This window comes from Novosphingobium aeonii (assembly GCF_052279045.1).
In the GTDB taxonomy this organism is placed as follows: Bacteria; Pseudomonadota; Alphaproteobacteria; order Sphingomonadales; family Sphingomonadaceae; genus Novosphingobium.
Window position 1 is genome coordinate 1,526,011 of the sequence record NZ_CP176832.1, and the last position, 23,908, is coordinate 1,549,918.

The 23,908-nt window shown below is 64.2% G+C and carries 27 protein-coding genes; 16 read left to right on the top strand and 11 right to left on the bottom strand.

The window, feature by feature from the left end; genetic code table 11:
• Positions 1–114 precede the first annotated feature (114 nt).
• From ACLIMP_RS07550 to ACLIMP_RS07560, 3 genes are read right to left on the bottom strand one after another with little or no spacing between them, the layout of a single operon-like run.
• Positions 115–1,284 (bottom strand): glycosyltransferase, encoded by a 1,170-nt coding sequence (locus ACLIMP_RS07550; RefSeq protein WP_054440277.1) that lies wholly within the window; start codon positions 1,282–1,284, stop codon positions 115–117.
• Complete coding sequence (locus tag ACLIMP_RS07555; protein WP_054440279.1) at positions 1,281–2,747, bottom strand: lipopolysaccharide biosynthesis protein; 1,467 nt, start codon at positions 2,745–2,747, stop codon at positions 1,281–1,283. The genes ACLIMP_RS07550 and ACLIMP_RS07555 overlap by 4 nt, the downstream gene beginning before the upstream one ends.
• Positions 2,744–4,186 (bottom strand): O-antigen ligase family protein, encoded by a 1,443-nt coding sequence (locus tag ACLIMP_RS07560; RefSeq protein ID WP_132469051.1) that lies wholly within the window; start codon positions 4,184–4,186, stop codon positions 2,744–2,746. Before ACLIMP_RS07560 ends, ACLIMP_RS07555 begins: the two co-directional genes overlap by 4 nt.
• Positions 4,187–4,400: 214 nt before the next feature.
• Here ACLIMP_RS07560 and ACLIMP_RS07565 point away from each other — a divergent pair, with 214 nt between their 5' ends.
• Positions 4,401–5,807 (top strand): pectate lyase family protein, encoded by a 1,407-nt coding sequence (locus ACLIMP_RS07565; protein ID WP_292634683.1) that lies wholly within the window; start codon positions 4,401–4,403, stop codon positions 5,805–5,807.
• A complete protein-coding gene (locus ACLIMP_RS07570; protein ID WP_324698596.1) occupies positions 5,804–7,000 on the top strand; it encodes a glycosyltransferase family 4 protein in 1,197 nt (398 codons plus the stop codon). The genes ACLIMP_RS07565 and ACLIMP_RS07570 overlap by 4 nt, the downstream gene beginning before the upstream one ends.
• 92 nt (positions 7,001–7,092) lie before the next feature.
• On the opposite strand, the gene ACLIMP_RS07575 is transcribed toward ACLIMP_RS07570, so the two are convergent.
• On the bottom strand, positions 7,093–8,325 hold the full coding sequence (locus tag ACLIMP_RS07575; protein WP_324698597.1) for an outer membrane beta-barrel protein: 1,233 nt from the start codon (positions 8,323–8,325) through the stop codon (positions 7,093–7,095).
• A gap of 4 nt (positions 8,326–8,329) precedes the next feature.
• Positions 8,330–8,935 carry a polysaccharide biosynthesis/export family protein gene (locus tag ACLIMP_RS07580; protein WP_054440285.1) on the bottom strand — a complete coding sequence of 202 codons (606 nt, stop codon included), beginning with the start codon at positions 8,933–8,935 and terminating at the stop codon, positions 8,330–8,332.
• Positions 8,936–9,354: 419 nt separating this feature from the next.
• On the opposite strand from ACLIMP_RS07580, the gene ACLIMP_RS07585 reads away from it, so the two are divergent.
• Positions 9,355–9,561, top strand: coding sequence for a cold-shock protein (locus tag ACLIMP_RS07585; protein WP_054440287.1), 207 nt, complete (start codon positions 9,355–9,357; stop codon positions 9,559–9,561).
• 346 nt (positions 9,562–9,907) lie between these two features.
• Here the strand turns inward: ACLIMP_RS07585 and infA are convergent, their stop codons facing one another.
• The 5 genes from infA to ACLIMP_RS07610 form a co-directional block, all read right to left on the bottom strand.
• Positions 9,908–10,177 carry a translation initiation factor IF-1 gene (gene infA / locus ACLIMP_RS07590; protein WP_054440289.1) on the bottom strand — a complete coding sequence of 90 codons (270 nt, stop codon included), beginning with the start codon at positions 10,175–10,177 and terminating at the stop codon, positions 9,908–9,910.
• A 505-nt stretch (positions 10,178–10,682) separates the two neighbouring features.
• On the bottom strand, positions 10,683–10,820 hold the full coding sequence (locus tag ACLIMP_RS07595) for a hypothetical protein (protein WP_165913223.1): 138 nt from the start codon (positions 10,818–10,820) through the stop codon (positions 10,683–10,685).
• A 157-nt stretch (positions 10,821–10,977) separates the two neighbouring features.
• Positions 10,978–11,286, bottom strand: a complete 309-nt coding sequence (locus ACLIMP_RS07600) for a hypothetical protein (protein ID WP_324698601.1) — start codon at positions 11,284–11,286, stop codon at positions 10,978–10,980.
• Between the two features lie 31 nt (positions 11,287–11,317).
• Positions 11,318–11,542 carry a hypothetical protein gene (locus tag ACLIMP_RS07605; protein ID WP_054440292.1) on the bottom strand — a complete coding sequence of 75 codons (225 nt, stop codon included), beginning with the start codon at positions 11,540–11,542 and terminating at the stop codon, positions 11,318–11,320.
• Positions 11,543–12,583: 1,041 nt separating this feature from the next.
• Positions 12,584–13,000: a hypothetical protein gene (locus tag ACLIMP_RS07610; RefSeq protein ID WP_324698603.1), complete on the bottom strand. Its 417-nt coding sequence runs from the start codon at positions 12,998–13,000 to the stop codon at positions 12,584–12,586.
• A 616-nt stretch (positions 13,001–13,616) separates the two neighbouring features.
• Between ACLIMP_RS07610 and rpsL the strand changes: the two genes are divergently transcribed.
• The 4 genes from rpsL (at position 13,617) to tuf (ending at position 18,056) form a co-directional block, all read left to right on the top strand.
• Positions 13,617–13,988 carry a 30S ribosomal protein S12 gene (rpsL, locus tag ACLIMP_RS07615; protein ID WP_007682177.1) on the top strand — a complete coding sequence of 124 codons (372 nt, stop codon included), beginning with the start codon at positions 13,617–13,619 and terminating at the stop codon, positions 13,986–13,988.
• A gap of 102 nt (positions 13,989–14,090) precedes the next feature.
• Positions 14,091–14,561 (top strand): 30S ribosomal protein S7, encoded by a 471-nt coding sequence (gene rpsG, locus ACLIMP_RS07620; RefSeq protein WP_054440295.1) that lies wholly within the window; start codon positions 14,091–14,093, stop codon positions 14,559–14,561.
• A gap of 129 nt (positions 14,562–14,690) precedes the next feature.
• The gene (fusA, locus tag ACLIMP_RS07625) at positions 14,691–16,775 is read left to right on the top strand and encodes an elongation factor G (RefSeq protein WP_054440298.1); all 2,085 of its coding nucleotides are present in this window, start codon (positions 14,691–14,693) and stop codon (positions 16,773–16,775) included.
• 90 nt (positions 16,776–16,865) lie between these two features.
• Positions 16,866–18,056 carry an elongation factor Tu gene (tuf, locus tag ACLIMP_RS07630; protein WP_054440300.1) on the top strand — a complete coding sequence of 397 codons (1,191 nt, stop codon included), beginning with the start codon at positions 16,866–16,868 and terminating at the stop codon, positions 18,054–18,056.
• A gap of 116 nt (positions 18,057–18,172) precedes the next feature.
• On the opposite strand, the gene ACLIMP_RS07635 is transcribed toward tuf, so the two are convergent.
• Entirely contained in the window at positions 18,173–18,673 is a 501-nt protein-coding gene (locus tag ACLIMP_RS07635; RefSeq protein WP_324698608.1) for a hypothetical protein, read from the bottom strand.
• A 212-nt stretch (positions 18,674–18,885) separates the two neighbouring features.
• Between ACLIMP_RS07635 and rpsJ the strand changes: the two genes are divergently transcribed.
• The 9 genes from rpsJ (at position 18,886) to rplP (ending at position 23,898) form a co-directional block, all read left to right on the top strand.
• Positions 18,886–19,197: a 30S ribosomal protein S10 gene (gene rpsJ / locus ACLIMP_RS07640; protein WP_007011873.1), complete on the top strand. Its 312-nt coding sequence runs from the start codon at positions 18,886–18,888 to the stop codon at positions 19,195–19,197.
• Between the two features lie 353 nt (positions 19,198–19,550).
• Positions 19,551–20,306 carry a 50S ribosomal protein L3 gene (gene rplC / locus ACLIMP_RS07645; protein WP_054440304.1) on the top strand — a complete coding sequence of 252 codons (756 nt, stop codon included), beginning with the start codon at positions 19,551–19,553 and terminating at the stop codon, positions 20,304–20,306.
• 2 nt (positions 20,307–20,308) lie between these two features.
• A complete protein-coding gene (gene rplD, locus ACLIMP_RS07650; protein ID WP_054440306.1) occupies positions 20,309–20,935 on the top strand; it encodes a 50S ribosomal protein L4 in 627 nt (208 codons plus the stop codon).
• Complete coding sequence (locus tag ACLIMP_RS07655; protein ID WP_054440308.1) at positions 20,928–21,239, top strand: 50S ribosomal protein L23; 312 nt, start codon at positions 20,928–20,930, stop codon at positions 21,237–21,239. Before rplD ends, ACLIMP_RS07655 begins: the two co-directional genes overlap by 8 nt.
• Before the next feature lie 4 nt (positions 21,240–21,243).
• A complete protein-coding gene (gene rplB, locus ACLIMP_RS07660; RefSeq protein ID WP_054440310.1) occupies positions 21,244–22,080 on the top strand; it encodes a 50S ribosomal protein L2 in 837 nt (278 codons plus the stop codon).
• A 6-nt stretch (positions 22,081–22,086) separates the two neighbouring features.
• Complete coding sequence (rpsS, locus tag ACLIMP_RS07665) at positions 22,087–22,365, top strand: 30S ribosomal protein S19 (RefSeq protein ID WP_054440312.1); 279 nt, start codon at positions 22,087–22,089, stop codon at positions 22,363–22,365.
• Positions 22,365–22,742 (top strand): 50S ribosomal protein L22, encoded by a 378-nt coding sequence (rplV, locus tag ACLIMP_RS07670; RefSeq protein WP_054440314.1) that lies wholly within the window; start codon positions 22,365–22,367, stop codon positions 22,740–22,742. Before rpsS ends, rplV begins: the two co-directional genes overlap by 1 nt.
• Positions 22,743–22,745: 3 nt before the next feature.
• Positions 22,746–23,441 (top strand): 30S ribosomal protein S3, encoded by a 696-nt coding sequence (gene rpsC, locus ACLIMP_RS07675; protein WP_054440316.1) that lies wholly within the window; start codon positions 22,746–22,748, stop codon positions 23,439–23,441.
• Between the two features lie 22 nt (positions 23,442–23,463).
• Positions 23,464–23,898: a 50S ribosomal protein L16 gene (gene rplP, locus ACLIMP_RS07680; RefSeq protein WP_021233439.1), complete on the top strand. Its 435-nt coding sequence runs from the start codon at positions 23,464–23,466 to the stop codon at positions 23,896–23,898.
• Positions 23,899–23,908: the final 10 nt, after the last annotated feature.

Sequence of the window (23,908 nt, forward strand, 5' to 3'; positions counted from 1 at the left end):
CTCCTGCGAGGTGAAGATAGGTGCCGCCGGGTCAGGTGGCCTTCCATGTTCGACTATGCGGTGAAAGGCGGGACAGGCAAAAAGGGCATCCGTGAACGGCGCCGCTAATAGAGACTAGTCCTTTTGGGGGGCGCGGCGGCGCAGCAGGGACGAGTAGAGTTCGAGATGGCGCGCGGCCGCGTTCTCGATCGTGTACTCGCGGCTGGTGGTCAGCGCGCCCGCGGAAAACTGCCGGTAAAGCGAAGTATCCTGCATCAGCCGCATGATACCCGCGGCCAGCGCCTGCGGTCTGTCGACCGGGCAGAGCAGCCCGTTCTGGGCGGGCCGCACGAGCCCGCGATTGCCCGAGACATCCGTGGCGACCACCGGCAGGCCCATGGCCATGGCTTCAAGGATCGCCACCGAAAACCCCTCGTAGTGGGAGGTGTTGAGGAAGAGATCGCTGCGCGCGAGCAGTTCGGGCACGTCGCGCCGCTCGCCCAGGAACTGCACGACATCCTCCAGCCCCAGCTCGCGCACCTGGGCGCGGAGCGTCTCCAGCCCCTCGCCGCCACCGGCCACGCGCAGCAGCGGGGCGGGACAGGCCGGGGTCGCGCGGTCGCGCAGGATGCGGGCGGTCTCGATCAGCAGCGGATAGTTCTTCTGGTCCGAGATCGCGCCGACGCTGAGGATGCGGCAGGGCCGTTCGGGCACGAGGCGCGGCCCGGCGGCGCGGTAGCGCGCGGCGGGGGCGTTCTGGATCAGCGTGAAGGGCCGCTTCGACAGGTGCCGGTAGATGCCTGCGGTGTCGTTGCTGATGGCGACGTAGTGATGGACCACCCGGTCGAGCAGGGTGAACAGGCCGGGTGGGAAGCTGAGGCGGCTGTTGTGGTAAGTGAACACCACCGGCCCTCGGTAGCCGCAGAAGGCGAGCATGGCCACCGCGCGCACGGTATGGGCGTGAACCACGTCGGGCCGTGTTTCGGCCAGGTGGCGGCGCAAGGCGAGGATTCCCGGCAGCAGCCGCCGCCGCCGTCCGAGCGAGAGCGATTCGAAACGGCAGCCGGTGCGGTCTATCTGCGCGGCGAGTTCGGCTTCCATCTCCGCTGAATTGCCCAGCGTTCCCGCGTCGCAGAAAGCGACCACGGTGCCGGATGCGCCTTTGGCGGCAAACGCGCCGTTGAGGTTGGTGACGAGGATTTCGGCGCCGCCCGACGTCAGGCTGGTGATGATCGAGCTGACCCGGAGCGGCTGCGGCGGGCTGACGCTGCGGGCGAAGCCTTCGCTGGGGGCATGAACCGTCATGTCCGGGAATCCGCCGGCATCGGGGTAGGCACGGGTGCCGGATGCAGGGAGCCCAGGGAATCGGATGCCGGGACGGCAGTGCGCCGGGCGCTGCGGATGCCGCGCCAGAACGCGGTGTCGAGCAGGGCCACCGTGGCGATTCCGAAGGCGATATGGGCCATGTTGGCGCCGAGCGCGCCGTAATGCGGGATCAGCACGAGTGCGGAAGCGAAGAAGCTGACGGTGGCGGCGAGGCTGGAGAGCAGCACGAAAGTCGGCCGGTTCATCGCCAGCAGCGCGGCGCGGGTAGGGGTGGCATGAAGCGTCAGCAACACGGCCACGAGTTGGACCAGCAGCATGGGATAGCTGTCGGCAAAGCCGGGGCCGAACACCAGTTCGATCGCCTGCCGGCCGAGCAGCCAGCACGCCCCCACCGTGGCCAGCGCGATTCCCGCCAGCACCAGTTGCAGCACGGAAACGAGCTGGGCCATCGAATCCGGCCCCATCTTGCGCCAGAGCCGGGCGAGATCAGGGTAGATCACCGTCTGGATCATGTCGCCCGCGGTCTGCGCCACCTTGGCGATGCGGCGGGAGAGATAGTAGAGCCCGGCCGCTGCCGGTCCCGCGAAGCTGCTGACCAGCAGGGTGTCCATCTCGTGCGTCATCGTGCGCAGGGTGGAGGAGAGGTTGGTGGAGATGGCGAAGCGCATGAAGCCGGGGAAGCGGCCCGGCAGGTCGCGCAGGTCCGCCTTGAGCGGGCTGGGAATGCCGGTATCGCGAAGCGCCCGGAAACCGAGGTAGTTGAACAGCGCCGAATCGAAGATCTGGCTCACCGTCCACACCACGACGAACCAGACCAGTCCTTCTCCCAGTACGTAGAGCAGCGCCGAAAGCGCGAATCGAGCCACGAACGAGGCGAGCTGGACATAGGCGAGGATGCGGAAGCGCCCCGCCAGTCGCAGTGCCGCGCTGGCCATGCCGCGCGGGTTGCAGGCGATGGCGCAGGCGTAGATCGCCACGAGGTCCACGTCATGGGGCTGGATGCCGATCAGGTTGCCCGCCAGCCAGGCGACCAGGACGCTCATCAACGCCGCCACCAGCGCGCTGCCGACGTCCAGCAGCAGGCCATAGGCGTAAAGCGAGGACATTCTGCCGGCATCGCCGTTTTCCTCCTCCACGGCGACGAAGCGGACCAGCGGCTGCCAGGATTCGAACCGGATCAGCCGTTCGCACACCCTGCCGATGGAAAGCACCACGGCGAGGGTGCCGAACTGTTGCTGGCCCAGCGCGCGGGTGGCGATGGCGAGGCTCGCCATCATGATCATCACGCCGCCGAAATTGCCCGAGAGCAGGTGGATGATGCTCATGAGATGCGGGCGGAGCATCTCCGAGCCCTGCCAGCGTTCGCGCTGGCGGGCGATGAAGGAGGCTCCACGGCGCCAGATCGGCGCCGCGCCCTCGCTGGCACTCTCTCTCCGGTTCATCCTGCTTCCAGCGTCCGTATCGTTTGCGGGCGGAGGGAGGGCTCGTCGCCTTCCCGTTCGTCCGGTTTCCAGCTCCCGTGTCTCGGGCGCCGTTCCCGCCGTGCTGCCGTGAAAGTGGCGGCCCCGGCAAGCGCGAACATCAGCACCACCGGTCCGTTCCACATCCGCGCGAACATGTGCGGCAACGACATGGCGTACATGAAGAACACTCCCAGGCTGGCGAGCGCGGACACGCCGGCCGCCTTGTTTCTTCGGGCTATGAACAACCCCTCCACCAGCATGGCGAGGAACATGACGAAGAGTCCGAGGAAGGAGACGATCCCGCCTTCGTTGAGCACCAGCAGGTAGAGCTGGTGCACGGGCATCCCGTAAGAGCTGGCCTTGCGGTATCCGTCACTGCCGAGACCGATCAGCAGGTTGTTGCCCGACATCTGCCAGGCTTCCTCGATCAGCACCGAGCGGCCGACGAAAGTACCCGCCTTGGTCGGATCTCCGGTGACCACCGCGTCGCCCACGCGCTGCTCGAACACGGCGGGCACCGGCCCGCCGAGGCCGACATAGGCAGTCACCACCAGCAGCACCGGCACCGCGATCGAGATGACCGTGCGGATGCGCGAGAAGGCGAGGATGAAGCCGATGGACAGGATCGTCGCGGTGAAGGCGGTGAAGCTGGCGCAATAGACCAGCCCGGCCACGATCACGAGCGCGAGGGGAACCGCGAAGACCGTCTTCAGGCGCTTGTCGATCACAGCGTGGATCAGGAAGATCAGCGCGAAGACGCAGACCGCGCCGTTCGAGTTCGGCTCGCCCGTCATCGCGCCGAGGCGGCCATTGCCGGTCACCACGTACTTGTTGACGTATTGGGTGATCGCCGCGCGGCTCAGCAGGTTGACCATGGCGATGCCGATGGCCTGCGATACGGCGACGCCCAGCACATAGGCGATCGCGCATTTCTGGAGCAGTGCGTGGCTGCAGTTCGCCAGCAGCATCGGGATCAGCAGCAGCGCGAAGGCATATTGCCCGGCGACCACCGGCCAGCGTTCGGAATCGCCGTGCGTGACCGAGCCGACCAGCATCCCGCCCAGCAGCATGACCAGGCCCAGCACCCAGATCGCCGACATCCGCCCCATCATCGCCGCGTTGAGCCCGCGCGAGGCGAGCATGAGCAGCGTGCAGACGAGAAGCAGGATGTCGGACATGGTGAGGTTGAAGGCGGGAATGCGGCCCACCTGCCACCAGCTCAGGAAGAAGGCGGCGACAGGCAGCAGCACGGCGATCACGCGTTCGTATGGGGATACCGAAGCGGTCGCGGGCCGATATGCGGAATGGCCCGGAAGTCTCGCCGGCTGCTGCCACCCCGCGTCGGGGATCACGCCGGGAACCGGCTTCGGAAGCCCCGCCGGAAACTCGGGGGATGCCTGTGTGATGATAGCGGCCATGGCGGCGATCATGGTCAGGGGGGGAGGCGAAGGCAAAGGCCAGTCCGGGCAGTCCGCCAGCGCATAGATGTTAGCGCAAAAGGGTGAGGGCCGGTCCCGCGCTAAGTCGAATTGGTGACTTGTGCGCACTGGGGGCGAGGATCAAGGTCCTGCCGCAAACGGCTTTGCGGGGGGCGGGGGGCAAAGTGCTCCTGAGCCAGGCTGGAGATATGGCATGACCGCGGCAGACACCTCGAGGACAGCCCGCCCCGTTGCGAGGAAACGCGCGAACTGGCGTCCCGTCTGGTTCGGCGGCGCGGTGCTGGCGATCGTGGCCCTGGTGCTCGGCCTTGCCGGAACCGCGGGCGAGCCGGTGCTGGCGGCGGCGCCCGTGGTGCGCGCCATCGCGGGCAAGAAGGCGTTCCCGGCAGCCGTGGGCTACGGCGCCACCAGCGTGGGCGGGCGCGGCGGGCGTATCATCTACATCACCACGCTGGCCGATTCCGGCGCCGGTTCCTACCGCGCCTGTGTGACCGCGACCGGTCCGCGCGTCTGCGTGTTCCGGGTCAACGGGGTGATCCGCTTCACCCAGCGCCCGCCGTGGATCATGACCCCCTACCTGACGATCGCCGGCCAGACCGCGCCCGGCGGCGGGATCACGCTGGCCCATGCGGGCGGGTCCAACGGACTGACCCCGCTGGTCATCAAGAACACGCATGACGTGGTCGTGCGCGGCATCCGCGTGCGCACCGACCGCATCGGCCGCAATCCCGGCGGCGAGGACGATATCACCATCGAGCGGAGCAGCCGCGTGGTGATCGACCATGTCAGCGCCTCCTGGGCGCGCGACGAGGTGATCAACGGCTACGACGACAACGACGAGATCACCATCAGCAATTCGATCTTCGCCTGGGGTATCCCCAAGCATGACAAGTGCGCGCTGCTCGCCAGCGATCCGGTGGACAAGCAGAAGCTGAGCTTCATCGGCAACGTCTGCGCCCACAACGGAGACCGCAACCCCGACATCAACTTCCCGCGCGGCTCCTGCGTGGAGGTCATCAACAACGTGCTCTACAACGCCGCCTCCGAGTTCGCGGAAGTCTGGGAGAGCTACGGGGGCTCGCCGGTATCCATCGTCGGCAACAGCTTCATCGCCGGGACCAACACCAACACCAACAGCCGCGGCGTTGCCCGCGAGACGGTGGGATCGACGGGAACCGCGTCGATCTATCTGTGGGACAACAATTTCAGCGGCAATTTCAAGCATGTCAGCCCGGAAGTCGTGCCCGCGCAGGTCCAGCAGGCGCCGTGCCCGCTGACGCTCCAGCCAATGGCCGCGACGGCCGCCTATTCCTCCGTGCTCGCCCGCGCCGGGGCATTCCCGCGCGATGCCATCGACCAGCAGGTGCTCGCCGACGTGCGTGGCATCACCGGACGTATCGGCGCTCCTGTCCCGGCGATCCCCTACCAGCCTCCGGCCGCGCCTTATGCCGATAACGACAAGGACGGCATGGACGACGCCTGGGAGCGCGCCAACGGGCTCGACACCACGAAGAACGACGCTTGGGGCGACCGGAACGGCAACGGGATCGAGAACTTCGAGGAATTCCTGGCATATCGCGAGAAGGGGTTCGGCCTGTGAACAGCCTGGCTGCGCCGGTTCCCCTTGGCGGCGAGATTCCGGCCCGTGGGCGGACCGGCGGGCCGCTCACCATCTGCTTCCCCTTCGCGGGGGACGAACTGGGCGGCAGCCATGTCTCGGCGCGGGGGCTGATGGAGGGCCTCGATCAGGCGCGCTACCGCCTGCTGGTGGTGCCGGAAGTGCCGGACGGAACGATTGCGGAGTTCTTCGGCGCCTTTACCCGGATGCCTGATCCCGCCGCGCCGCGCCGCTCCTTCGTGCCCGGCGCGCGCTTCGGTCCCGGCAAGGTGCTGCGCGCGCTCGCAGGGGTACCCCGCCGGGCGCGCTTCCTGCGGGAGCATGGTATCGACGTGGTTCACAGCAATGACGGCCGCAGCCATGCGAGCTGGGCGCTGGCGGCGCGGCTGGCGGGGGCGCGGCTGGTCTGGCACCATCGCGGCGATCCCGATGCCCGCGGCCTGCGCTTCGTCGCCCCCTTGCTGGCCAGCCGGATCTTCACCGTCTCGCGGTTTTCCCTGCCGCAGGGATCGAGCGAGGCGGCCAGGGCCGCGCAAGTCGTCTACAGTCCCTTCGACACGTCGGTCAGCGCCGACTGGGCGGCGATGCGCGCCCGGATCGTCGAGGAACTCGGCTGTCCGCCCGATGCCTTGCTGTGCGGTTGGTTCGGCAACTTCGTGAAGCGCAAGCGGCCATTGGAGTTCGTGGAGGCCGTGGAGCGGCTGGGCGCCATGCTCGACCGTCCGGTCGTCGGCCTGATGTTCGGCGATCCGCGCAACACCGAGGTGGGAGACGCATTGCCCGAGCGGATCGCGCGGGTATCCGGCAATGCCCGCGTCCATATGATGGGCTATCGCTCGCCGGGGCATGAATGGCTGGCGGGCTGCGATCTGCTGCTGGTTCCCGCCGCGCGCGAGCCGCTTGGCCGCACGCTGGTGGAGGCGATGCTGGTCGGCACGCTTGTCGTCGCCACGGATTCGGGCGGCAACCCCGAGGCGCTGGAGGGCGGCTGCGGCGTGCTCTGCCCGCTCGACGATCCCGCCGCCATGGCGCGCGCGGCCGCCGACCTGCTTGCCGATCCGGAACGGATCGACGCGATCCGCCGGCATGCACGGCTCGAAGCCAGGCGGCGCTTCTCAAAGGAGAATCACGTCCGTCAGGTCAGCACGGTCTACGAGGAACTGGCGCGAGGCTGAAGGGGAAGGGCGCGCGGCACGGGCCGACCCCGCACACGGCAGCACACACCCGGGGCGCTCCCCTGGGTGTGTGCTGCCGGCGGGGTGCCCGGTCAGAACCGGATGCGCAGTGCGACGCCGGTGCGGAAGCGGTCGAACTCCTGGGTGCCGTCATCGCCGGTCCGCTTGCCGAAATTGGCGTAGCCGGCCAGCGACATATTGCGCGACATCACATATTCGATCTCGCCCGATGCCGTTACGGTCTGCTCCTTGGTTCCCGAGCCGTTGTAGCGCGAGCGGCGATAGCCGGCGCCTACCGTTGCGAACAGGTTGTGCCTGATCTCCTGCTGCACCGCCAGCTTGACGGTCGTGTCCGTGCGGGACTGGGCGCCGGTGCGGAAGGTTGCGACGTCGCCGTTGAAGGCGTCGAGGATCACCGCAGTGCGTCGCGTGGGATGATAGGTCAGGTTGCCCGAGACCGAGAGCCCGGTGCGGCCCGGCGTGCCCGGGTCGTCGGGTTCGAGGCGGAAGAAGCCTGCCGACAGATTGCCCTCCAGCACGCCTCCCGGCTGGATCTGGATGCCTCCGCGCATGCCCCAGGTGGTGGTGTTGCGCTTGTCGCCCTCGGAAGTCCTTTCGATCCTGAAATCACGCCGCACGGCAAAGGCGCTCAGGGTGACGAAGGTGATGCCCGATACCCGCCAGCCGGCCGTGGTAAGGGCGCTGTAGCCGGTGAAGTCCCGGTTGGCGTCCGCCGCGGAAACCGCGTCGTACTGGGTAATGTTGCCCTGAAGGTCGAACAGCAGGCGCGCCGTCTCATGGTGTGCGCGCAGTTCGCCGCCGAGGCTGTCGATCTCGCGGGGGCCGGAGTTCGGGTCCTGCCGGGATTCCGGCGAGCCGCGCTCCTCGACCGCGCGCTGCCAGAACCCGCGCCCCGTTACCGAGGTGGAAGGATCGGGAGACCAGCGCGCCGAGCCCTGGAGCAGCCAGGCCTCGGTATTCTCGGTCTTGAGATCGGCGAAGCGCCGGATCGTGGACGTGGCCAGCACTTCGCCGCTGACGACGCCGGGCGCGGTCCGGGCCCTGATTTCGGGCGTGATTTCGAGATGCACGTCGTCCCGGGCATTGGCGGGTTCGGCGTAGACGTTGCTGTCGTACTCGATCCGGGCTTCGCCGCCCATGGTGACGTCGATCGAGCCGAGGTGGATCGGCAGTTCCCGATAGGACCTATCGTTGGGATAGACCGCCGGAGCGGTCGAGCCGATGTCGCGTGCCTGGGCCAGTGCCTGCTGCGGAGTCGCCAGCAGGAGCGGGACCGGGACGGCCAGTGCGATTGCCCCCCGCACGGCGTCAGAACCAGCGCTCGTAGACCCGGATACGGTCTCCGGGGAGGATGATGGTGGTTTCGTCCGCCTGCGCGGTCACGTCCTTGCCGTCGACCTGCCGGGTGATCGCCACCTTGCCGGTCTGCGCGCGGTAAGTGTAGCCCCCCGCCGCCGAAAGCGCTGCCAGCACGGTCATGCCCTGGCGATAGGCGAACTGGCCGGGCTGGTTGACCTCGCCCACCACATAGAACGGGCGCAGTTCCACCGGGCCGACGTTGACCACCGGGTCGCCGGTCATGATCCCCTGGCGCAGCAGCGTGGCGGCGATGCCCTGTTCGATCTCCCGGTAGGTGAGCCCGGCGACGTTCACCTGCTTGATATAGGGCAGCGAGATCGCGCCGGTATCCTCGACGATGTAGTCGCCGTCGGCGGTCGTCAGATCCTGCACCACGATATGCAGCTTGTCGCCCGCACCCACGCGGTAGGGACCTGCCTGCGTGGATGCGAGCGTGGGCAGAGATGCCGTGGGCGAGGAACATGCCCCGAGCATCAATGACGAAGCGAGCGTCGCGGCAAGCGGGGCCGCGAGAATGTGCCTGAAACGGAACAGGCGCGATAACTGGTGCGACATATGGGGTGCCCTCCCTGGAAAGACCTGCCACCCGGCGCCCTGCCTTCGGGGGGAAACCGCCCCGCCGATGGCTGACACGCCCATGGATTCGTCACCTGATAGGTTACGAAAATGACGGCGGATTTCCTTGGTTATTAAGGGCTAGGTGGTGGCGAACTCGGAGAACAGGCCGCGAAAATACTCGGGCGAAGGGGGATCATCCGCCCGAGAACAGTTCCAGCTAGGGACCGGGGCGCTGTTGTGATATAGCCGTTGGCGCTGACGTCGAATTTGCGACGGGTTTCGGCAATATTGGGTCCGGGCCGGAATTTTCCGATCCGAACTTCAACTGCGACGATTTCCTTTCACTTGACGATTTGACGCACTACCGGACTGCAATCTCGCAGGCCGAAAACACCGTTTCTTGAAAGGAAACACCCATGCCGATCGGCACCGTGAAGTTCTTCAACACCGACAAGGGTTACGGCTTCATTTCGCCCGAGGACGGCGGCCAGGACAGCTTCGTCCACATCAGCGCCGTTCAGAACGCCGGGATGCAGACGCTGAACAAGGACCAGCGCGTTTCCTACGAAGTCGAAGTCGGCCGCAATGGCAAGGCTTCTGCCGTGAACCTGCAGTCGGCCTGATTGCAGAAGAACCGGGGCGCGGCATATGCCGACCCCGGTTCTTACCCCGCAAGCTGCGGTTTGTGGGTTTTTGCCCGAGGCGGCGCGTCCTGCGCGCCGCCCGGTAAGTGCCTTCAGGAGGAAGGGTCGACCTCAGTCGACCATCGCGGCGACAAGCCGCTGGAGATCCTCTCGTGACAGGCTGGTCCGGCTGGCGTCCCGCGCAGGGCGCGGGAGATGCCGGATCTGATGTGTATTGAAGGCATTGGTAGAGCGATGGATCGCTCCCGAAAAATCTGTAATCATCTATTCCTGAATTTCGCGGCTCATGGCCGCCCTGAATCAGCGGCCCTTGGCCGCATTGCGTTTATCGTTTGAAGCCGCCGCGCTTGCGCGGCGGGCCACCGGCCTGGCCGGGGGTGCGTTCGCGGAACACGATGCGACCCTTGGTGAGGTCGTAAGGCGTCATTTCCACGTGTACGCGGTCGCCAACGACGGAGCGGATGCGGAACTTGCGCATCTTGCCCGCGGTGTAGGCGATGATCTTGTGCTCGTTGTCGAGCAGAACGGCGAAGCGCCCATCGGGGAGGATTTCCTCGATGTAGCCTTCCATAGTAAGCAATTCTTCCTTGGCCATCCGGTTCCGTCCATAGTCAATTTGCGTCAGGTCCCGCCGTCCGCACATCGAAAGGCGAGCCATCAAGGCCAAGCAGCTAGAAATGGGAGGCAGGGCTGAAGTTCCAGCCGGCAAAATCCCGTCGCAGGCGACGCAGCACCCGCCACATGGTGTCTAAACGTCAAAATTGCAAGCTATTCCGTGCTGCATCGGCGCATCGATTTCTGTTTGCGGCCACTTCTACGCCGGTTTGGGCGCGGGATTTTCAAGCCGTTTCAGGCCTCATGAAGGTTGCAGGGCCGATTCAGGGGCCGGAGCAATTATCCTTGCCGTCATCCCCGTCATTTCATGGCGGGCCGGTTTAACGCGGTCGGCGGCGTGTAGGAAAATGTTTCGTGAGGGCCGTGGCTCTGCAATGCACTGGCCGAACGGGGATCGCCGGTGGGCGGATGCTCCCCGCGCCCCTCCGCCAGCCGGGGGTGTGGCGGGCGGAGGGGCGGGATCAGGGCCTCAGGGGGTCAAGGCCTCACAGCTTGTCCCTGGGCTTGCGGATGGTGGTGACGACCTGCGAGTCCGTGGAAAGGCCCAGGGAAGGCGCGGGCTTGGTCTTGGCTGCCTTGGGCTTGCGGATTTCCCGCGTGCTGCGCTTCTGCGACTTGGCCATGTTCGTGCTCCTGCTTTCAAGCGGGGGCGCGTTTTATCCCTCAGCCGCGGGAGGCTTGGTGTCCGGTTCCCGCGATGGCTGCTTCTAGCACCGATCGCCCGAAGACGTGTACGAATTCGGGGAAAGGCCGCTTCGGCCGATTCGATCCTGCGCGAGATCAGGCCCGGGCGGATACGGTGGCGGACCAGGCCTCGCTGCGCAGCAGGTCCACGGCCGCCGCCGCCAGCGCCTGGCTGCGATAGCCGCCGCACTCGACCAGCACAGTGCCCACGCAGGAAACCAGCCGCCACCGCCAGTCGCCCCCGGCGAACAGGGTGGAGGTCACGCTGACGGATTCCGCGCGGAAGATGTCGAAGTGGGAAGGTGCATCGCCCTGCACTCCAGGGCGGGCCGCGTTGCTGCGGTCCAATGGCCGGGCGCCCTCGCGGATGGGGGCTTGGACGATCAGGTTGAGTTGCGGTGCCATCGGACGGTCCTTCGCGTCGGCGCGTCCGGGCCTACCAGGGGCCCCGGGCGCGATAGAAGGGGAAGCGCCTGACGACGCCTTCGACGATATGGCCCTTGAGCCTGCGCCGCATTTCGTCCGCGCCTTCTCCCCGCGTGCAGACCAGATGCGTCCCGCCCGTGGGCAAGGGCTCGATGGTGCTGATAGACACGGCGAACTTGTCGCAAAGCGCGATCACGTCTGCCTCGGGCAGGTTCACGTTGATGGCGCGGCTCATCGTGCGGATGCCGATGACGTGAAATAACGGGTGAGATGAAAAGCCATGGCCTTGCTCCACTTCATAAGCGGGAGCACGGAGCTCTCAGTCGAAGCATTGCCTGTAGACGGAATTCTCTTCGATGGTTCCTAGATAGATATTTGCACGAGTTCGCACAAGCCGGACAGAAAATAATAAAATCCCTTGTTCACGGCGTGAGTCGATTCTCGCTCTTCTGACGTCGCGGGGGCGTGGCCCAATTCCTCCGGCCGCTTTTTCGGTCTCTCGATCCTCACGCCTCGATTGCGGACAATTCAGCGGGTCGGAGCCGGATCAGCGACTGCCTTGCACCCATTACCGCCGGACGGCAGGTATCTTCCATTGATCGAAAGCGGCCGCTCGTTCAGGCGAGGCCGCCCTATGTTACGCGAGAAAAGCTGTCGGTCCGCGACCGCCCCATTACGGACATTAGGCGCGAGGTTAAACATAGCCTTATGACAAGAAAAATTGTGGCACTACTTCTGCTATGCCTTGGGTCTGCTTGCGCCAAAGACATGTATTCTGACACGCCAGCTTGCCGTGATGGTGACGCGAACACGGTTTGTCCGGTCGATGGCTCAAGGGATGGAGACGAAAACGCTAAACCAAGCCGTTTCGCATCGGGGGAAAGCAAGCCTGAGCTTCTCAGGCAAATACAACTGGCGGTCGAAGGAGACATTAGCTTCGCAGGTCACTACTCTACTGCCTACGTTCCCTGTGGCACTGCATGCGGCAGCTACTGGTTTGTGGACCGCCGCAGTGGGCTAGTCTTTTCCGCTCCGGGCGAAGCGGGTGACGGACAGATGATTTGGGACATCAAGACCAGTCATGATAGCGATGTCGTGGAAGTGACCTACGGGTCGCGCGACGGCAGCAACACTGGCGCGTGTGCGAAGCAGGCGTTCCGCTGGATAGGAACGAAGTTCGTTGAGGCAATGCCAAAGGAACCGACTAGCTGCCCCGCCTAATGACAGCTTCCCCCCCGTTGCGGCCCTCGCGATCCGTCTCAAGGCCCATCAGCGTCTACATCGCCATCCTCAAAAAGAGCGTGTGTTCTGTCGATCGGGCATCGCTCGCCAGCGCCTTCATAGTTTTCAGGGGTTCAATTAAGTCCGCCCCGGAGACACCATGATAGGAAAGTTCCTTTGATCGCGCCCATCGATCCGCCGCGTTCGCAAAGCTGTCCTCGTTTAATTCATCCAAACGAATGACAAGCTCATCAGGTATTGCAAAGACCCAAGGTCCCTCGGGCGAGCCAATCGCGACTAAAAACTCTTCTCCAGCCAAGCGTGAAGCATCCGCACTCTGATCCACGGCTTTCCAGAGCGCAGCAAGAACTGAGTTATCAGCGTTGTTCGTGCGGTAGATGGGCGTGCGAGCCATGTCCGTGGAGAGCGCGACGCCATCGTCAGCGCGGCCTAGAAAGAATTCCGTCAGCAAAGCACACTCCTCGGTTGACGTTGCTCAGGTCGACACTGAAGCGCAAAAGCCGATCGTCCGCAATCCACCCCTTCCTGACGTCAAAGCTATCTTCCGCAGCTTCCGCATAGGGATGGGAGGGGAGGCGGATTGCGCCTGAACTTGACCCTGCGGCTCGGATCACCTAAGGGCCGCCATCTCCTGCGGGTTCGCTCGTGGGAAACGACATAGAGCTGAACATTGTCATGTCGGCATTTTTTGGGACTTTTCCGTGGCTTGGCCATGAGGAGGTCTCTTCGGAAATACCTTGTGCCGAGTCGTGCAGGGGGTTTTCGAAGGTGCGCATGGCAAAGTAATCCGGTGTTTCTGACCGGGTGGAGTGTTTTTCGGCTCACGTTCGACGGTTGCCAGGTTGCAGACCGCCATCGTTCCCGATCCGGGATCGGCGCGGCAGGTGCGGCCCGGGTGTTCACCGTTCGGCGTGACTCTCGAATTTCCTCATCCTTTCAGATGCTCCGGGGCCCGTTGTCGGTTTGGTCCCTTGGGGTGCGAAGGGTTCGCGCCGGTGCTGTCCGTCTCGACGGGCAAGATGCTCCGGCCCGGATCCATCGCACTCCCATTTGAAAGAAGAGTATAGATGCCCACTATCAACCAGCTGATCCGCAAGGGTCGCGAACCGCAGAAGGCCAAGTCGAAGGTTCCTGCGATGGAGCAGAACCCGCAGAAGCGCGGCGTCTGCACCCGCGTGTACACCACGACCCCGAAGAAGCCGAACTCGGCTCTCCGCAAGGTCGCCAAGGTGCGCCTGACCAACAGCCGCGAAGTCATTTCGTACATCCCGGGTGAAGGCCACAACCTGCAGGAGCACTCGGTCGTGCTCATCCGCGGCGGCCGCGTTCGCGACCTTCCCGGCGTGCGCTACCACATCCTGCGCGGCGTGCTCGACACGCAGGGCGTCAAGGATCGCAAGCAGTCGCGCTCGAAGTACGGCGCCAAGCGTCCGAAGTAAGCTGGTAGCGGCATGAGGGCCTGACGTTCTCTGCCGCACGGTACTGGATCTACCGGCCGGTGATGCTCACGCTCCCGCCCGAAACAACAAGGAATACCAACGATGTCACGTCGTCGTCGTCCCGAGAAGCGGGAAATCCTGCCTGATCCCAAGTTCGGTGATCAGACCCTGTCGAAGTTCATGAACAACCTCATGCTCGACGGCAAGAAGTCGGTCGCTGAATCGATCGTCTACGGTGCTCTCGACACCATGGAAACCCGCGCCAAGGCCGATCCGGTCCAGCTGTTCCACGATGCCCTGAACAACGTGAAGCCGCAGATCGAAGTCCGCAGCCGCCGCGTCGGTGGCGCGACCTACCAGGTTCCCGTCGAAGTGCGCCCCGAGCGCGCCCAGGCCCTGGCCATCCGCTGGCTCATCACCGCCGCCCGCAACCGTCCCGAGACCACCATGTCGGCGCGTCTCTCGGGCGAGCTGCTCGACGCTGCCAACAACCGCGGCAACGCCGTGAAGAAGCGCGAAGACACGCACCGCATGGCGGACGCGAACCGCGCCTTCTCGCACTACCGCTGGTAATGTGCGTGGTGTCGCCCGGATCGGCCCCTTCAGAGGCGGTCATCCGGGCGTCACACTTTTAATTCAGGGGGCGGGGGCCTATCTGACGGTCGGTCCCAACCCCGAACACTCCTGCTAAGGATTCTCACCATGGCACGCAGCCATCCGCTCAATATGTACCGCAACATCGGTATTATGGCGCACATCGACGCCGGTAAGACCACGACTACCGAGCGCATCCTCTATTACACCGGCAAGTCCTACAAGATCGGCGAAGTCCACGACGGCGCCGCGACCATGGACTGGATGGAGCAGGAGCAGGAACGCGGGATCACCATCACCTCGGCTGCGACCACCTGCTTCTGGACGTCCGAGGGCCAGGAATACCGCATCAACATCATCGACACCCCCGGCCACGTTGACTTCACCATTGAAGTCGAACGTTCGCTGCGCGTGCTCGACGGTGCGGTCGCCTGCTTCGACGGCGTTGCCGGCGTTGAGCCGCAGTCGGAAACCGTGTGGCGCCAGGCTGACAAGTACGGCGTTCCGCGCATGTGCTTCATCAACAAGCTCGACCGTACCGGCGCGAACTTCAAGTACTGCGTGCAGTCGATCATCGACCGCCTCGGTGCCAAGCCTGCCGTGCTCTACATTCCGATCGGCCTCGAAGCCGACCTGAAGGGCCTGGTCGACCTCGTTCACAACCGCGCGATCATCTGGAAGGACGAATCGCTCGGCGCCGAATTCTTCTACGAAGAAATCCCGGCTGAACTCGCTGACGAAGCTGCCGAATACCGTGAAAAGCTGCTCGAACTCGCTGTCGAGCAGGACGATGCGGTTCTGGAAGCCTACCTCGAAGGCAATGAGCCCGACGTCGCCACGCTGAAGTCGCTGATCCGCAAGGGCACGCTGAACCACTCGTTCGTTCCGGTCGTTTGCGGCTCGGCGTTCAAGAACAAGGGCGTTCAGCCCCTGCTCGACGCCGTCGTTGACTACCTGCCTTCGCCGCTCGACATCGAAGACGTCCAGGGCGTCAAAGTCGACAGCGACGAGCCCGACAGCCGTCCGCCGGAAGACAACGCTCCGTTCTCGGCGCTGGCCTTCAAGGTCATGAACGATCCCTTCGTGGGCTCGCTCACCTTCATCCGTATCTACTCGGGTACGCTCTCGAAGGGTTCGTACCTGAACTCGGTGAAGGGCAAGAAGGAAAAGGTCGGCCGCATTCTCGAAATGCACGCCAACGACCGTAAGGACATCGACGAATCCTTCGCGGGTGACATCGTTGCTCTTGCCGGCATGAAGGAAACCACCACGGGCGACACGCTCTGCGCCGAACGCGCGCCGATCGTGCTCGAACGCATGGAATTCCCCGAGCCGGTCATCGAACTGTCGGTGGAACCGAAGACCAAGGCCGACCAGGAGAAGATGGGCGTCGCGCTCAACCGTCTCTCGGCCGAAGATCCCTCGTTCCGCGTCACTACCGATCACGAATCGGGCCAGACGATCATCAAGGGCATGGGCGAACTTCACCTGGACATCATCGTCGACCGCATGCGTCGCGAGTTCAAGGTCGAAGCCAACGTCGGCGCTCCGCAGGTTGCCTATCGCGAATACCTCGCGAAGCCGGTGGACATCGACTACACCCACAAGAAGCAGTCGGGCGGTACCGGTCAGTTCGGTCGCGTGAAGGTCAAGGTCACGCCGGGCGAGCGCGGTGCGGGCATCACCTTCAAGGACGAGATCAAGGGCGGTAACATTCCGAAGGAATATATCCCCGCGATCGAAAAGGGCATGCGCGAAACCGCTGCCTCGGGCTCGCTGGTCGGCTTCCCGATCATCGACTTCGACATCGTCCTCTACGACGGTGCCTACCACGACGTCGACTCGTCGGCCCTGGCCTTCGAAATCGCCGGTCGCGGTGCCATGCGTGAAGTCGCCCAGAAGGCCGGCATCAAGCTGCTCGAACCGATCATGAAGGTCGAAGTCGTTACCCCCGAGGAATACCTCGGCGACGTCATCGGCGACATGAACAGCCGTCGTGGCCAGATCCAGGGCACCGACAGCCGCGGCAATGCCCAGGTCGTCGAATCGATGGTCCCGCTGGCCAACATGTTCGGCTATGTGAACCAGCTCCGCTCGTTCACCCAGGGTCGTGCGAACTACTCGATGTTCTTCTCCCATTATGACGAAGTCCCGGCGAACGTCGCGGCTGAGGTCAAGGAGAAGCTTGCCTAAACGGCAAGATCATTCTAGGGGCGGCGCCTGTTTCGGCGGGCGTTGCCTCACATCCCGCAGATACAATTCAAGCGAAAGAAGGTTTGTAAGATGGCGAAGGCAAAATTCGAGCGGAACAAGCCGCACTGCAACATCGGCACCATCGGTCACGTCGACCACGGCAAGACCACCCTCACGGCTGCCATCACCAAGGTCATGTCGGAAGCGTTCGGCGGTGAAGCCGTTGACTTCGCAAACATCGACAAGGCTCCGGAAGAGCGCGAGCGCGGCATCACGATCTCGACCGCTCACGTCGAGTACGAGACCGAAGCCCGTCACTACGCGCACGTCGACTGCCCGGGTCACGCTGACTACGTGAAGAACATGATCACCGGTGCCGCCCAGATGGACGGCGCGATCCTGGTTGTGAACGCTGCTGACGGCCCGATGCCGCAGACCCGCGAACACATCCTGCTCGCCCGCCAGGTCGGCGTGCCGCAGCTGGTCGTGTACATGAACAAGGTCGACCAGGTCGATGACGAAGAGCTCCTCGAGCTCGTCGAACTCGAAGTGCGCGAACTGCTCTCGTCGTATGACTTCGACGGCGACAACATCCCCGTCGTCAAGGGTTCGGCTCTCGCCGCCCTCGAAGGCCGTGACGACAACATCGGCAAGGAATCGATCCTTGCGCTGATGAAGGCTGTCGACGACTACATCCCGCAGCCCCCGCGTCCCACCGACAAGGCATTCCTGATGCCCGTCGAAGACGTGTTCTCGATCTCGGGTCGTGGTACGGTTGTTACCGGCCGCGTCGAAACCGGCATCGTCAAGGTTGGTGAAGAAGTCGAAGTCGTCGGTATCCGCGACACGCAGAAGACCACCGTCACCGGCGTCGAAATGTTCCGCAAGCTGCTCGACCAGGGTGAAGCCGGCGACAACATCGGCGCGCTGGTTCGTGGCCTGAAGCGCGACGACGTGGAGCGTGGCCAGGTTCTCGCCAAGCCGGGCACCGTGACCCCGCACACCGAGTTCTCGGCTGAAGTCTACGTTCTGTCGAAGGACGAAGGCGGCCGTCACACGCCGTTCTTCGCCAACTACCGTCCGCAGTTCTACTTCCGCACCACCGACGTGACCGGCGAAGTGATCCTTCCCGAGGGCACCGAAATGGTGATGCCGGGCGACAACGTTTCGCTGACCGTGAAGCTGATCGCTCCGATCGCCATGGACGAAGGTCTCCGCTTCGCAATCCGCGAAGGCGGCCGCACCGTCGGTTCGGGCGTCGTTGCCACGATCACGAAGTAATTCGCTGATCTTGCAGCTACGGCTAAAGTGATTGGCCCGGCGTCTCGAAAGAGGCGCCGGGCTTTTCGCGTTTATGGAGTTAAGGCGTTTGTGGCGCTCGAGGCCCCGGCGTAGGGCTAGTGTGCCCGCAACTCGCCCTGTCCGATCTTCCATGCATCCGAGCCTTTGGGTGCTGCGGGAATGGACGCCAGGTCGATGTAGTAGACAGGTTCCGGCACGTGGCCGAACGGTATGGTGATGCAGGGGCCTAGGCAGCCAGGCAGGTCCCAGAGGTCGGGCGGGTAGGCCGCGCCCGTACGCGTGCTTTCGTCGACGGATTTCGAAGCCGGGACGCGCTGGTCAGTGCCATCGCCGCCGTGGGAGCAGACGACGATCGTGCCGTCATTGCCGCCATTGCTGGCACGGGCGGCAGCACGGCAGGCCTCATCAACGGCAGCGCCCTTGGCGTCTGGCATGGTGGCGTGGGCGGAAAGCGTGTTGGTATCGTCGATGTCGATGGGGACGCCCGTTTGGCCGGGGCCGTAGCCGGAGCTGTCGGCTGCTGCGGTGGCGGGCGCCAGGCATGCAAGGGTGAGCGCGGCAAGCGTGCTGGAAATTGTCGTGGTGATGGAGGGCATTGAAAGCGCCTTCTGCTAGGCGTCGCCATGCCAACCTAGGATGCGGAACGGAGGTAGGGAAGGGGCGATGCGACGAACCGCGTTGGCGACCTTCGGGAACCTGCCGGACTTCGTGAAATCAGGGCTTGCTCGACTCGGCATCACCGTGTAGTGGCGCGGTTCGAATTTGACGGGGCTTCGGCCCTTTGGCTCTTTCTCATCGGTAGTAGGTAATGGAAGCTCAGAACATCCGTATCCGCCTCAAGGCGTTTGACCATCGCGTGCTCGACCAGGCTACTGGCGAAATCGCTGACACGGCCCGCCGTACCGGCGCTCTGATTCGTGGGCCCATTCCTCTGCCGACGAAGATCGAGAAGTTCACGGTCAACCGTGGCCCGCACATCGACAAGAAGTCGCGTGAGCAGTTCGAAGTCCGCACCTACAAGCGTCTGCTTGACATCGTGCAGCCGAACGCAGCTACCGTCGACGCTCTGATGAAGCTCGATCTGGCTGCCGGCGTGAACGTCGAAATCAAGCTGGCCTAAGCCGGTTTGCGGGGTGACCGAAAGGTTGCCCCGAAAGTCCTTTCCGATCGGACTTTAAACGATCGAGGCGAAATTCGGATCTTCGGATCCAAATTGTCCTTGTCGGCCCGATGGCCGGCTTTGCGGGGAGAAACCCGCAGAGACAGCGCCCCGGGCGGCAAGCCGCCGGGGGACACAAGGGATACCTCCGCCGTCTCCTTCGGGAAGCGTCGGGAATGCGTCCCCCGTCTCGTTTCCGCGGTCCATGATGGGCTGGCAGGGAACACCTGACCCGGACGGGGTTCGTATCACAACCAGGGTTGGACACGCGTACGGGGGATGGTCCTGCGTACGCCTCTGTAAGGAGAAAGGTCATGCGTACAGGCGTGATCGCCAAGAAAGTCGGGATGACCCGCCTGTTCCAGGAGGACGGTCGCCACGTGCCCGTCACTGTCCTGGCACTTGAAGACTGTCAGGTGGTTTCGGTTCGTACTGCTGATCGTGACGGCTACGTCGCGGTTCAGCTCGGTGCGGGCGAAGCAAAGCAGAAGAACGTTGCCAAGCCGCAGCGTGAGCACTTCGCCAAGGCTGAAGTTTCGCTCAAGATGCGCGTCGCGGAATTCCGCGTTGCCGACGATGCCCTCCTCGAAGTCGGTTCGACGATCGCTGCCTCGCACTTCGTGCCTGGCCAGCTGGTCGACGTTGCCGGCCACACCCAGGGCAAGGGCTTCCAGGGCGCTATGAAGCGCTGGGGCTTCGGCGGTATGCGCGCCACCCACGGTGTGTCGATCTCGCACCGTGCGCACGGTTCGACGGGTAACCGTCAGGATCCGGGCAAGGTGTTCAAGAACAAGAAGATGGCCGGCCACATGGGCGACCGTCAGCGCACCCAGCAGAACCTCGAAGTCGTCCGCGTGGACGACGAGCGTGGCCTGATCTTCGTCAAGGGCTCGGTCCCGGGTTCGAAGAACGCCTGGCTCACCGTTTCGGACGCCGTCAAGGTCGACCGTCACGGCGAGGCTCCGTACCCCGCCGGCCTCAAGCTGGCTGCCAACACCAATGATACGGCCGCTGCCGAGACCCCTGCTGACGTGGCGGCTCCCGAAGCGACCGAAGGCCAGGAGGGCTAATCATGAAGGTTCAGGTCCTCAATATCGACGGTTCGGCCGCTAACGCCGACATCGAGCTTTCGGACGACGTGTTCGGCCTCGAGCCGCGCGCGGACATCCTGCACCGCGTCGTCACCTGGCAGCTCGAAAATCGCCGCGGCATCGCCCGTGCGACCCGCGAGCGCTCGGAAGTCGCGCGTACCGGCAAGAAGTTCGGTCGCCAGAAGGGTGGCGGTACTGCCCGTCACGGCGATCGTGCGGCTCCGGTGTTCATCGGCGGTGGTAAGGCTCACGGTGCTCGTCGCCGCGAGTTCAACGTCTCGCTGAACAAGAAGATCCGCGCTCTCGGTCTGAAGATGGCCCTTTCGGCCAAGGCTCAGAAGGGTCTCGTGATCGTCGACTCGCTCGACGTTTCCGATGCCAAGACCAAGGCGCTCGCCGGTCAGCTCGCCAAGGCGAACTTCGGCAAGAAGGTTCTCGTCATGGACGGTGAGCAGGTAAACGAGGGCTTCGCCCTGGCTGCCCGCAACATCATCGGCGTCAACGTGCTTCCGGCTGTCGGCGCCAATGTCTACGACATCCTGAAGCATGATACGCTGGTGCTGACGCGCGCCGCTGTCGAGAAGCTGGAGGCGCGTTTCAATGGCTAAGAGCAACGTGGACATCCGTCATTACGACGTGATCCTCTCGCCGCACATCACCGAGAAGTCGACCCTGCTCTCCGAGCAGAACGCGGTTGTCTTCAAGGTGGCCGACGCGGCAACCAAGCCCCAGATCAAGGCCGCCGTTGAGGCGCTGTTCGACGTCAAGGTGACTGGCGTGAACACCCTGGTCCAGAAGGGCAAGACCAAGCGCTGGCGCGGTAGGGAATACCGCCGCAGCGACGTGAAGAAGGCGATTGTCACGCTGGCCGAAGGCCAGTCGATCGACATCACCGAAGGCGTACGGGGCTGATCCGATGGCACTGAAGCATTACAACCCGACCAGCCCCGCCCGCCGCGGCCTGGTCCTCGTCGACAAGTCGTCGCTCTGGAAGGGCAAGCCCCTCAAGGCGCTGACCGAAGGCAAGAGCAAGACCGGTGGCCGCAACAACAAGGGCCATGTCACTTCGCGTGGCATCGCCGGCGGTCACAAGCAGAAGTACCGCTTCATCGACTTCAAGCGTCGCAAGTGGGACATGGAAGCAACCGTGGAGCGGATCGAATACGATCCCAACCGCACTGCTTTCATCGCGCTGGTCAAGTACGCCGACGGTGAGCTGACCTACATCATCGCGCCTCAGCGTCTGGCCGTTGGCGACGTCGTCGTCGCCGGCGAGAAGACCGACGTGAAGCCCGGCAATGCCATGCTTCTGTCGCAGATGCCGGTCGGCACGATCTGCCACAACGTCGAGATGAAGCCCGGCAAGGGCGGCCAGATCGCACGTTCGGCAGGCACCTATGTGCAGGTCGTCGGTCGCGATCGCGGCATGGTCATCGTTCGTCTGAACTCGGGCGAGCAGCGCTACCTGCGTGGCGATTGCATGGGCACCGTTGGCGCCGTGTCGAACCCCGACAACGCCAACCAGACCCTTGCCAAGGCTGGTCGCGGCCGTTGGCTGGGCCGTCGCCCGCTGACCCGCGGTGTTGCCAAGAACCCGGTCGACCACCCGCACGGCGGTGGTGAAGGCCGTACCTCGGGCGGCCGTCATCCGGTCACTCCGTGGGGCAAGCCGACCAAGGGTGCTCGCACTCGCAACAACAAGCAGACGGACAAGATGATCATCCGTTCGCGCCACGCCAAGAAGAAGAGGTAAGACACGATGGCACGTTCCGTCTGGAAAGGCCCCTTCGTCGACCTGTACCTTCTCAAGAAGGCCGAGGTCGCGCAGGATGCCGGCAACCGCGCTGGTCCGATCAAGACCTGGTCGCGTCGCTCCACCATTCTCCCGCAGTTCGTTGGTCTGACCTTCTCGGTCTACAACGGGCACAAGTTCATCCCTGTCTCGGTCAACGAGGACATGGTCGGCCACAAGCTCGGTGAATTCGCGCCCACGCGCACGTTCCCCGGCCACGCCGCCGACAAGAAGGGCAAGCGCTAATGAGCAAGCAGGCAGCACCCCGCCGCGTTGGCGAGAAGGAAGCTCTTGCGGTTGGCACCACCATTCGTGGTTCCGCCCAGAAGCTCAACCTCGTCGCCGCTCTCATCCGTGGCCGCAAGGCCGAGGACGCGATGAACATCCTGGCCTTCTCCAAGAAGGCCATGGCCCAGGACGCCCGCAAGATCCTCGCTTCGGCGATCGCCAATGCGGAAAACAACCATAACCTCGACGTTGACGCTCTCGTCATCGCCGAGGCATCGGTTGGCAAGTCGATCACGATGAAGCGCTTCCACGCGCGCGGTCGCGGCAAGTCCACCCGGATCCTCAAGCCGTTCTCACGCCTGCGGATCGTCGTTCGCGAAGTCGAGGAGGCCTGATCCATGGGTCACAAGAGCAATCCGATCGGTCTGCGTCTGCAGATCAACCGTACCTGGGACAGCCGCTGGTTTGCGGAAGGCCGGGACTACGGCAAGCTTCTTGAGGAAGACCTCAAGATCCGCAAGTCCATCATGTCGACCCTGCCGCAGGCAGCGATCTCCAAGGTGGTCATCGAGCGTCCGGCCAAGCTGTGCCGCATCTCGATCTACGCAGCCCGTCCCGGTGTGATCATCGGCAAGAAGGGTGCGGACATCGAGAAGCTGCGCAAGCAGCTCTCGGCCATGACTTCGAGCGAAGTGAAGCTGAACATCGTCGAAATCCGCAAGCCGGAAATCGATTCGAAGCTCGTCGCTCAGGGCATTGCCGACCAGCTGGTCCGCCGTGTTGCGTTCCGCCGTGCGATGAAGCGCGCCGTTCAGTCGGCCCTTCGTCTTGGTGCCGAAGGCATCAAGATCACCTGCGGTGGCCGTCTCGGGGGCGCCGAAATCGCTCGCGTGGAATGGTATCGCGAAGGCCGCGTTCCGCTGCACACGCTGCGTGCGAACATCGACTATGCCGAAGCCGAGGCTCTGACCGCCTACGGTATCATCGGCATCAAGGTCTGGATCTTCAAGGGTGAAATCCTTGGCCATGACCCGATGGCGCAGGATCGTCTGATGATGGAGGCTCAGACCTCCGGCGTCCGTCCGGCGCGCTGAGGCTTGAGGTAGAGTAAGCACCATGCTGCAACCGAAAAAGACCAAGTTCCGCAAGGCTTTCAAGGGCCGGATCAAGGGTGATGCCAAGGGCGGCACCGACCTGAACTTCGGTTCGTACGGCCTCAAGGCCCTCGAGCCCGAGCGGATCACCGCCCGCCAGATCGAAGCGGCTCGCCGCGCGATCACGCGTCACATCAAGCGCCAGGGTCGTCTCTGGATCCGCGTCTTCCCCGACGTGCCGGTTTCGAAGAAGCCTGCTGAAGTCCGTCAGGGTAAGGGCAAGGGTTCGGTCGAATACTGGGCGGCCCGCGTCAAGCCCGGCCGTATCCTGTTCGAACTGGACGGCGTCGCTGGCCCGCTCGCAGCCGAGGCTTTCAGCCGCGCTGCGATGAAGCTGCCGATCAAGACCAAGGTCGTGGCTCGCCTCGGCGACACTTCGCACCTTGGCGGCGAGTAAGGAAGTCGAA

Bases quoted from the DNA above. Each gene is read 5' to 3' on its own strand.
- ACLIMP_RS07580 (WP_054440285.1), bottom strand. From the start codon at position 8,935: ATGTCGCACCAGTTATCGCGCCTGTTCCGTTTCAGGCACATTCTCGCG.
- rplC (WP_054440304.1), top strand. From the start codon at position 19,551: ATGCGTACAGGCGTGATCGCCAAGAAAGTCGGGATGACCCGCCTGTTC.
- rpsS (WP_054440312.1), top strand. From the start codon at position 22,087: ATGGCACGTTCCGTCTGGAAAGGCCCCTTCGTCGACCTGTACCTTCTC.
- rplD (WP_054440306.1), top strand. From the start codon at position 20,309: ATGAAGGTTCAGGTCCTCAATATCGACGGTTCGGCCGCTAACGCCGAC.
- fusA (WP_054440298.1), top strand. From the start codon at position 14,691: ATGGCACGCAGCCATCCGCTCAATATGTACCGCAACATCGGTATTATG.
- rplP (WP_021233439.1), top strand. From the start codon at position 23,464: ATGCTGCAACCGAAAAAGACCAAGTTCCGCAAGGCTTTCAAGGGCCGG.
- rpsC (WP_054440316.1), top strand. From the start codon at position 22,746: ATGGGTCACAAGAGCAATCCGATCGGTCTGCGTCTGCAGATCAACCGT.
- rpsG (WP_054440295.1), top strand. From the start codon at position 14,091: ATGTCACGTCGTCGTCGTCCCGAGAAGCGGGAAATCCTGCCTGATCCC.
- ACLIMP_RS07600 (WP_324698601.1), bottom strand. From the start codon at position 11,286: ATGGCACCGCAACTCAACCTGATCGTCCAAGCCCCCATCCGCGAGGGC.
- rplB (WP_054440310.1), top strand. From the start codon at position 21,244: ATGGCACTGAAGCATTACAACCCGACCAGCCCCGCCCGCCGCGGCCTG.
- rpsJ (WP_007011873.1), top strand. From the start codon at position 18,886: ATGGAAGCTCAGAACATCCGTATCCGCCTCAAGGCGTTTGACCATCGC.
- rpsL (WP_007682177.1), top strand. From the start codon at position 13,617: ATGCCCACTATCAACCAGCTGATCCGCAAGGGTCGCGAACCGCAGAAG.
- ACLIMP_RS07605 (WP_054440292.1), bottom strand. From the start codon at position 11,542: ATGAGCCGCGCCATCAACGTGAACCTGCCCGAGGCAGACGTGATCGCG.
- ACLIMP_RS07585 (WP_054440287.1), top strand. From the start codon at position 9,355: ATGCCGATCGGCACCGTGAAGTTCTTCAACACCGACAAGGGTTACGGC.
- rplV (WP_054440314.1), top strand. From the start codon at position 22,365: ATGAGCAAGCAGGCAGCACCCCGCCGCGTTGGCGAGAAGGAAGCTCTT.
- ACLIMP_RS07560 (WP_132469051.1), bottom strand. From the start codon at position 4,186: ATGGCCGCTATCATCACACAGGCATCCCCCGAGTTTCCGGCGGGGCTT.
- ACLIMP_RS07550 (WP_054440277.1), bottom strand. From the start codon at position 1,284: ATGACGGTTCATGCCCCCAGCGAAGGCTTCGCCCGCAGCGTCAGCCCG.
- tuf (WP_054440300.1), top strand. From the start codon at position 16,866: ATGGCGAAGGCAAAATTCGAGCGGAACAAGCCGCACTGCAACATCGGC.
- ACLIMP_RS07595 (WP_165913223.1), bottom strand. From the start codon at position 10,820: ATGGCCAAGTCGCAGAAGCGCAGCACGCGGGAAATCCGCAAGCCCAAG.
- ACLIMP_RS07635 (WP_324698608.1), bottom strand. From the start codon at position 18,673: ATGCCCTCCATCACCACGACAATTTCCAGCACGCTTGCCGCGCTCACC.
- ACLIMP_RS07555 (WP_054440279.1), bottom strand. From the start codon at position 2,747: ATGAACCGGAGAGAGAGTGCCAGCGAGGGCGCGGCGCCGATCTGGCGC.
- ACLIMP_RS07655 (WP_054440308.1), top strand. From the start codon at position 20,928: ATGGCTAAGAGCAACGTGGACATCCGTCATTACGACGTGATCCTCTCG.
- infA (WP_054440289.1), bottom strand. From the start codon at position 10,177: ATGGCCAAGGAAGAATTGCTTACTATGGAAGGCTACATCGAGGAAATC.
- ACLIMP_RS07565 (WP_292634683.1), top strand. From the start codon at position 4,401: ATGACCGCGGCAGACACCTCGAGGACAGCCCGCCCCGTTGCGAGGAAA.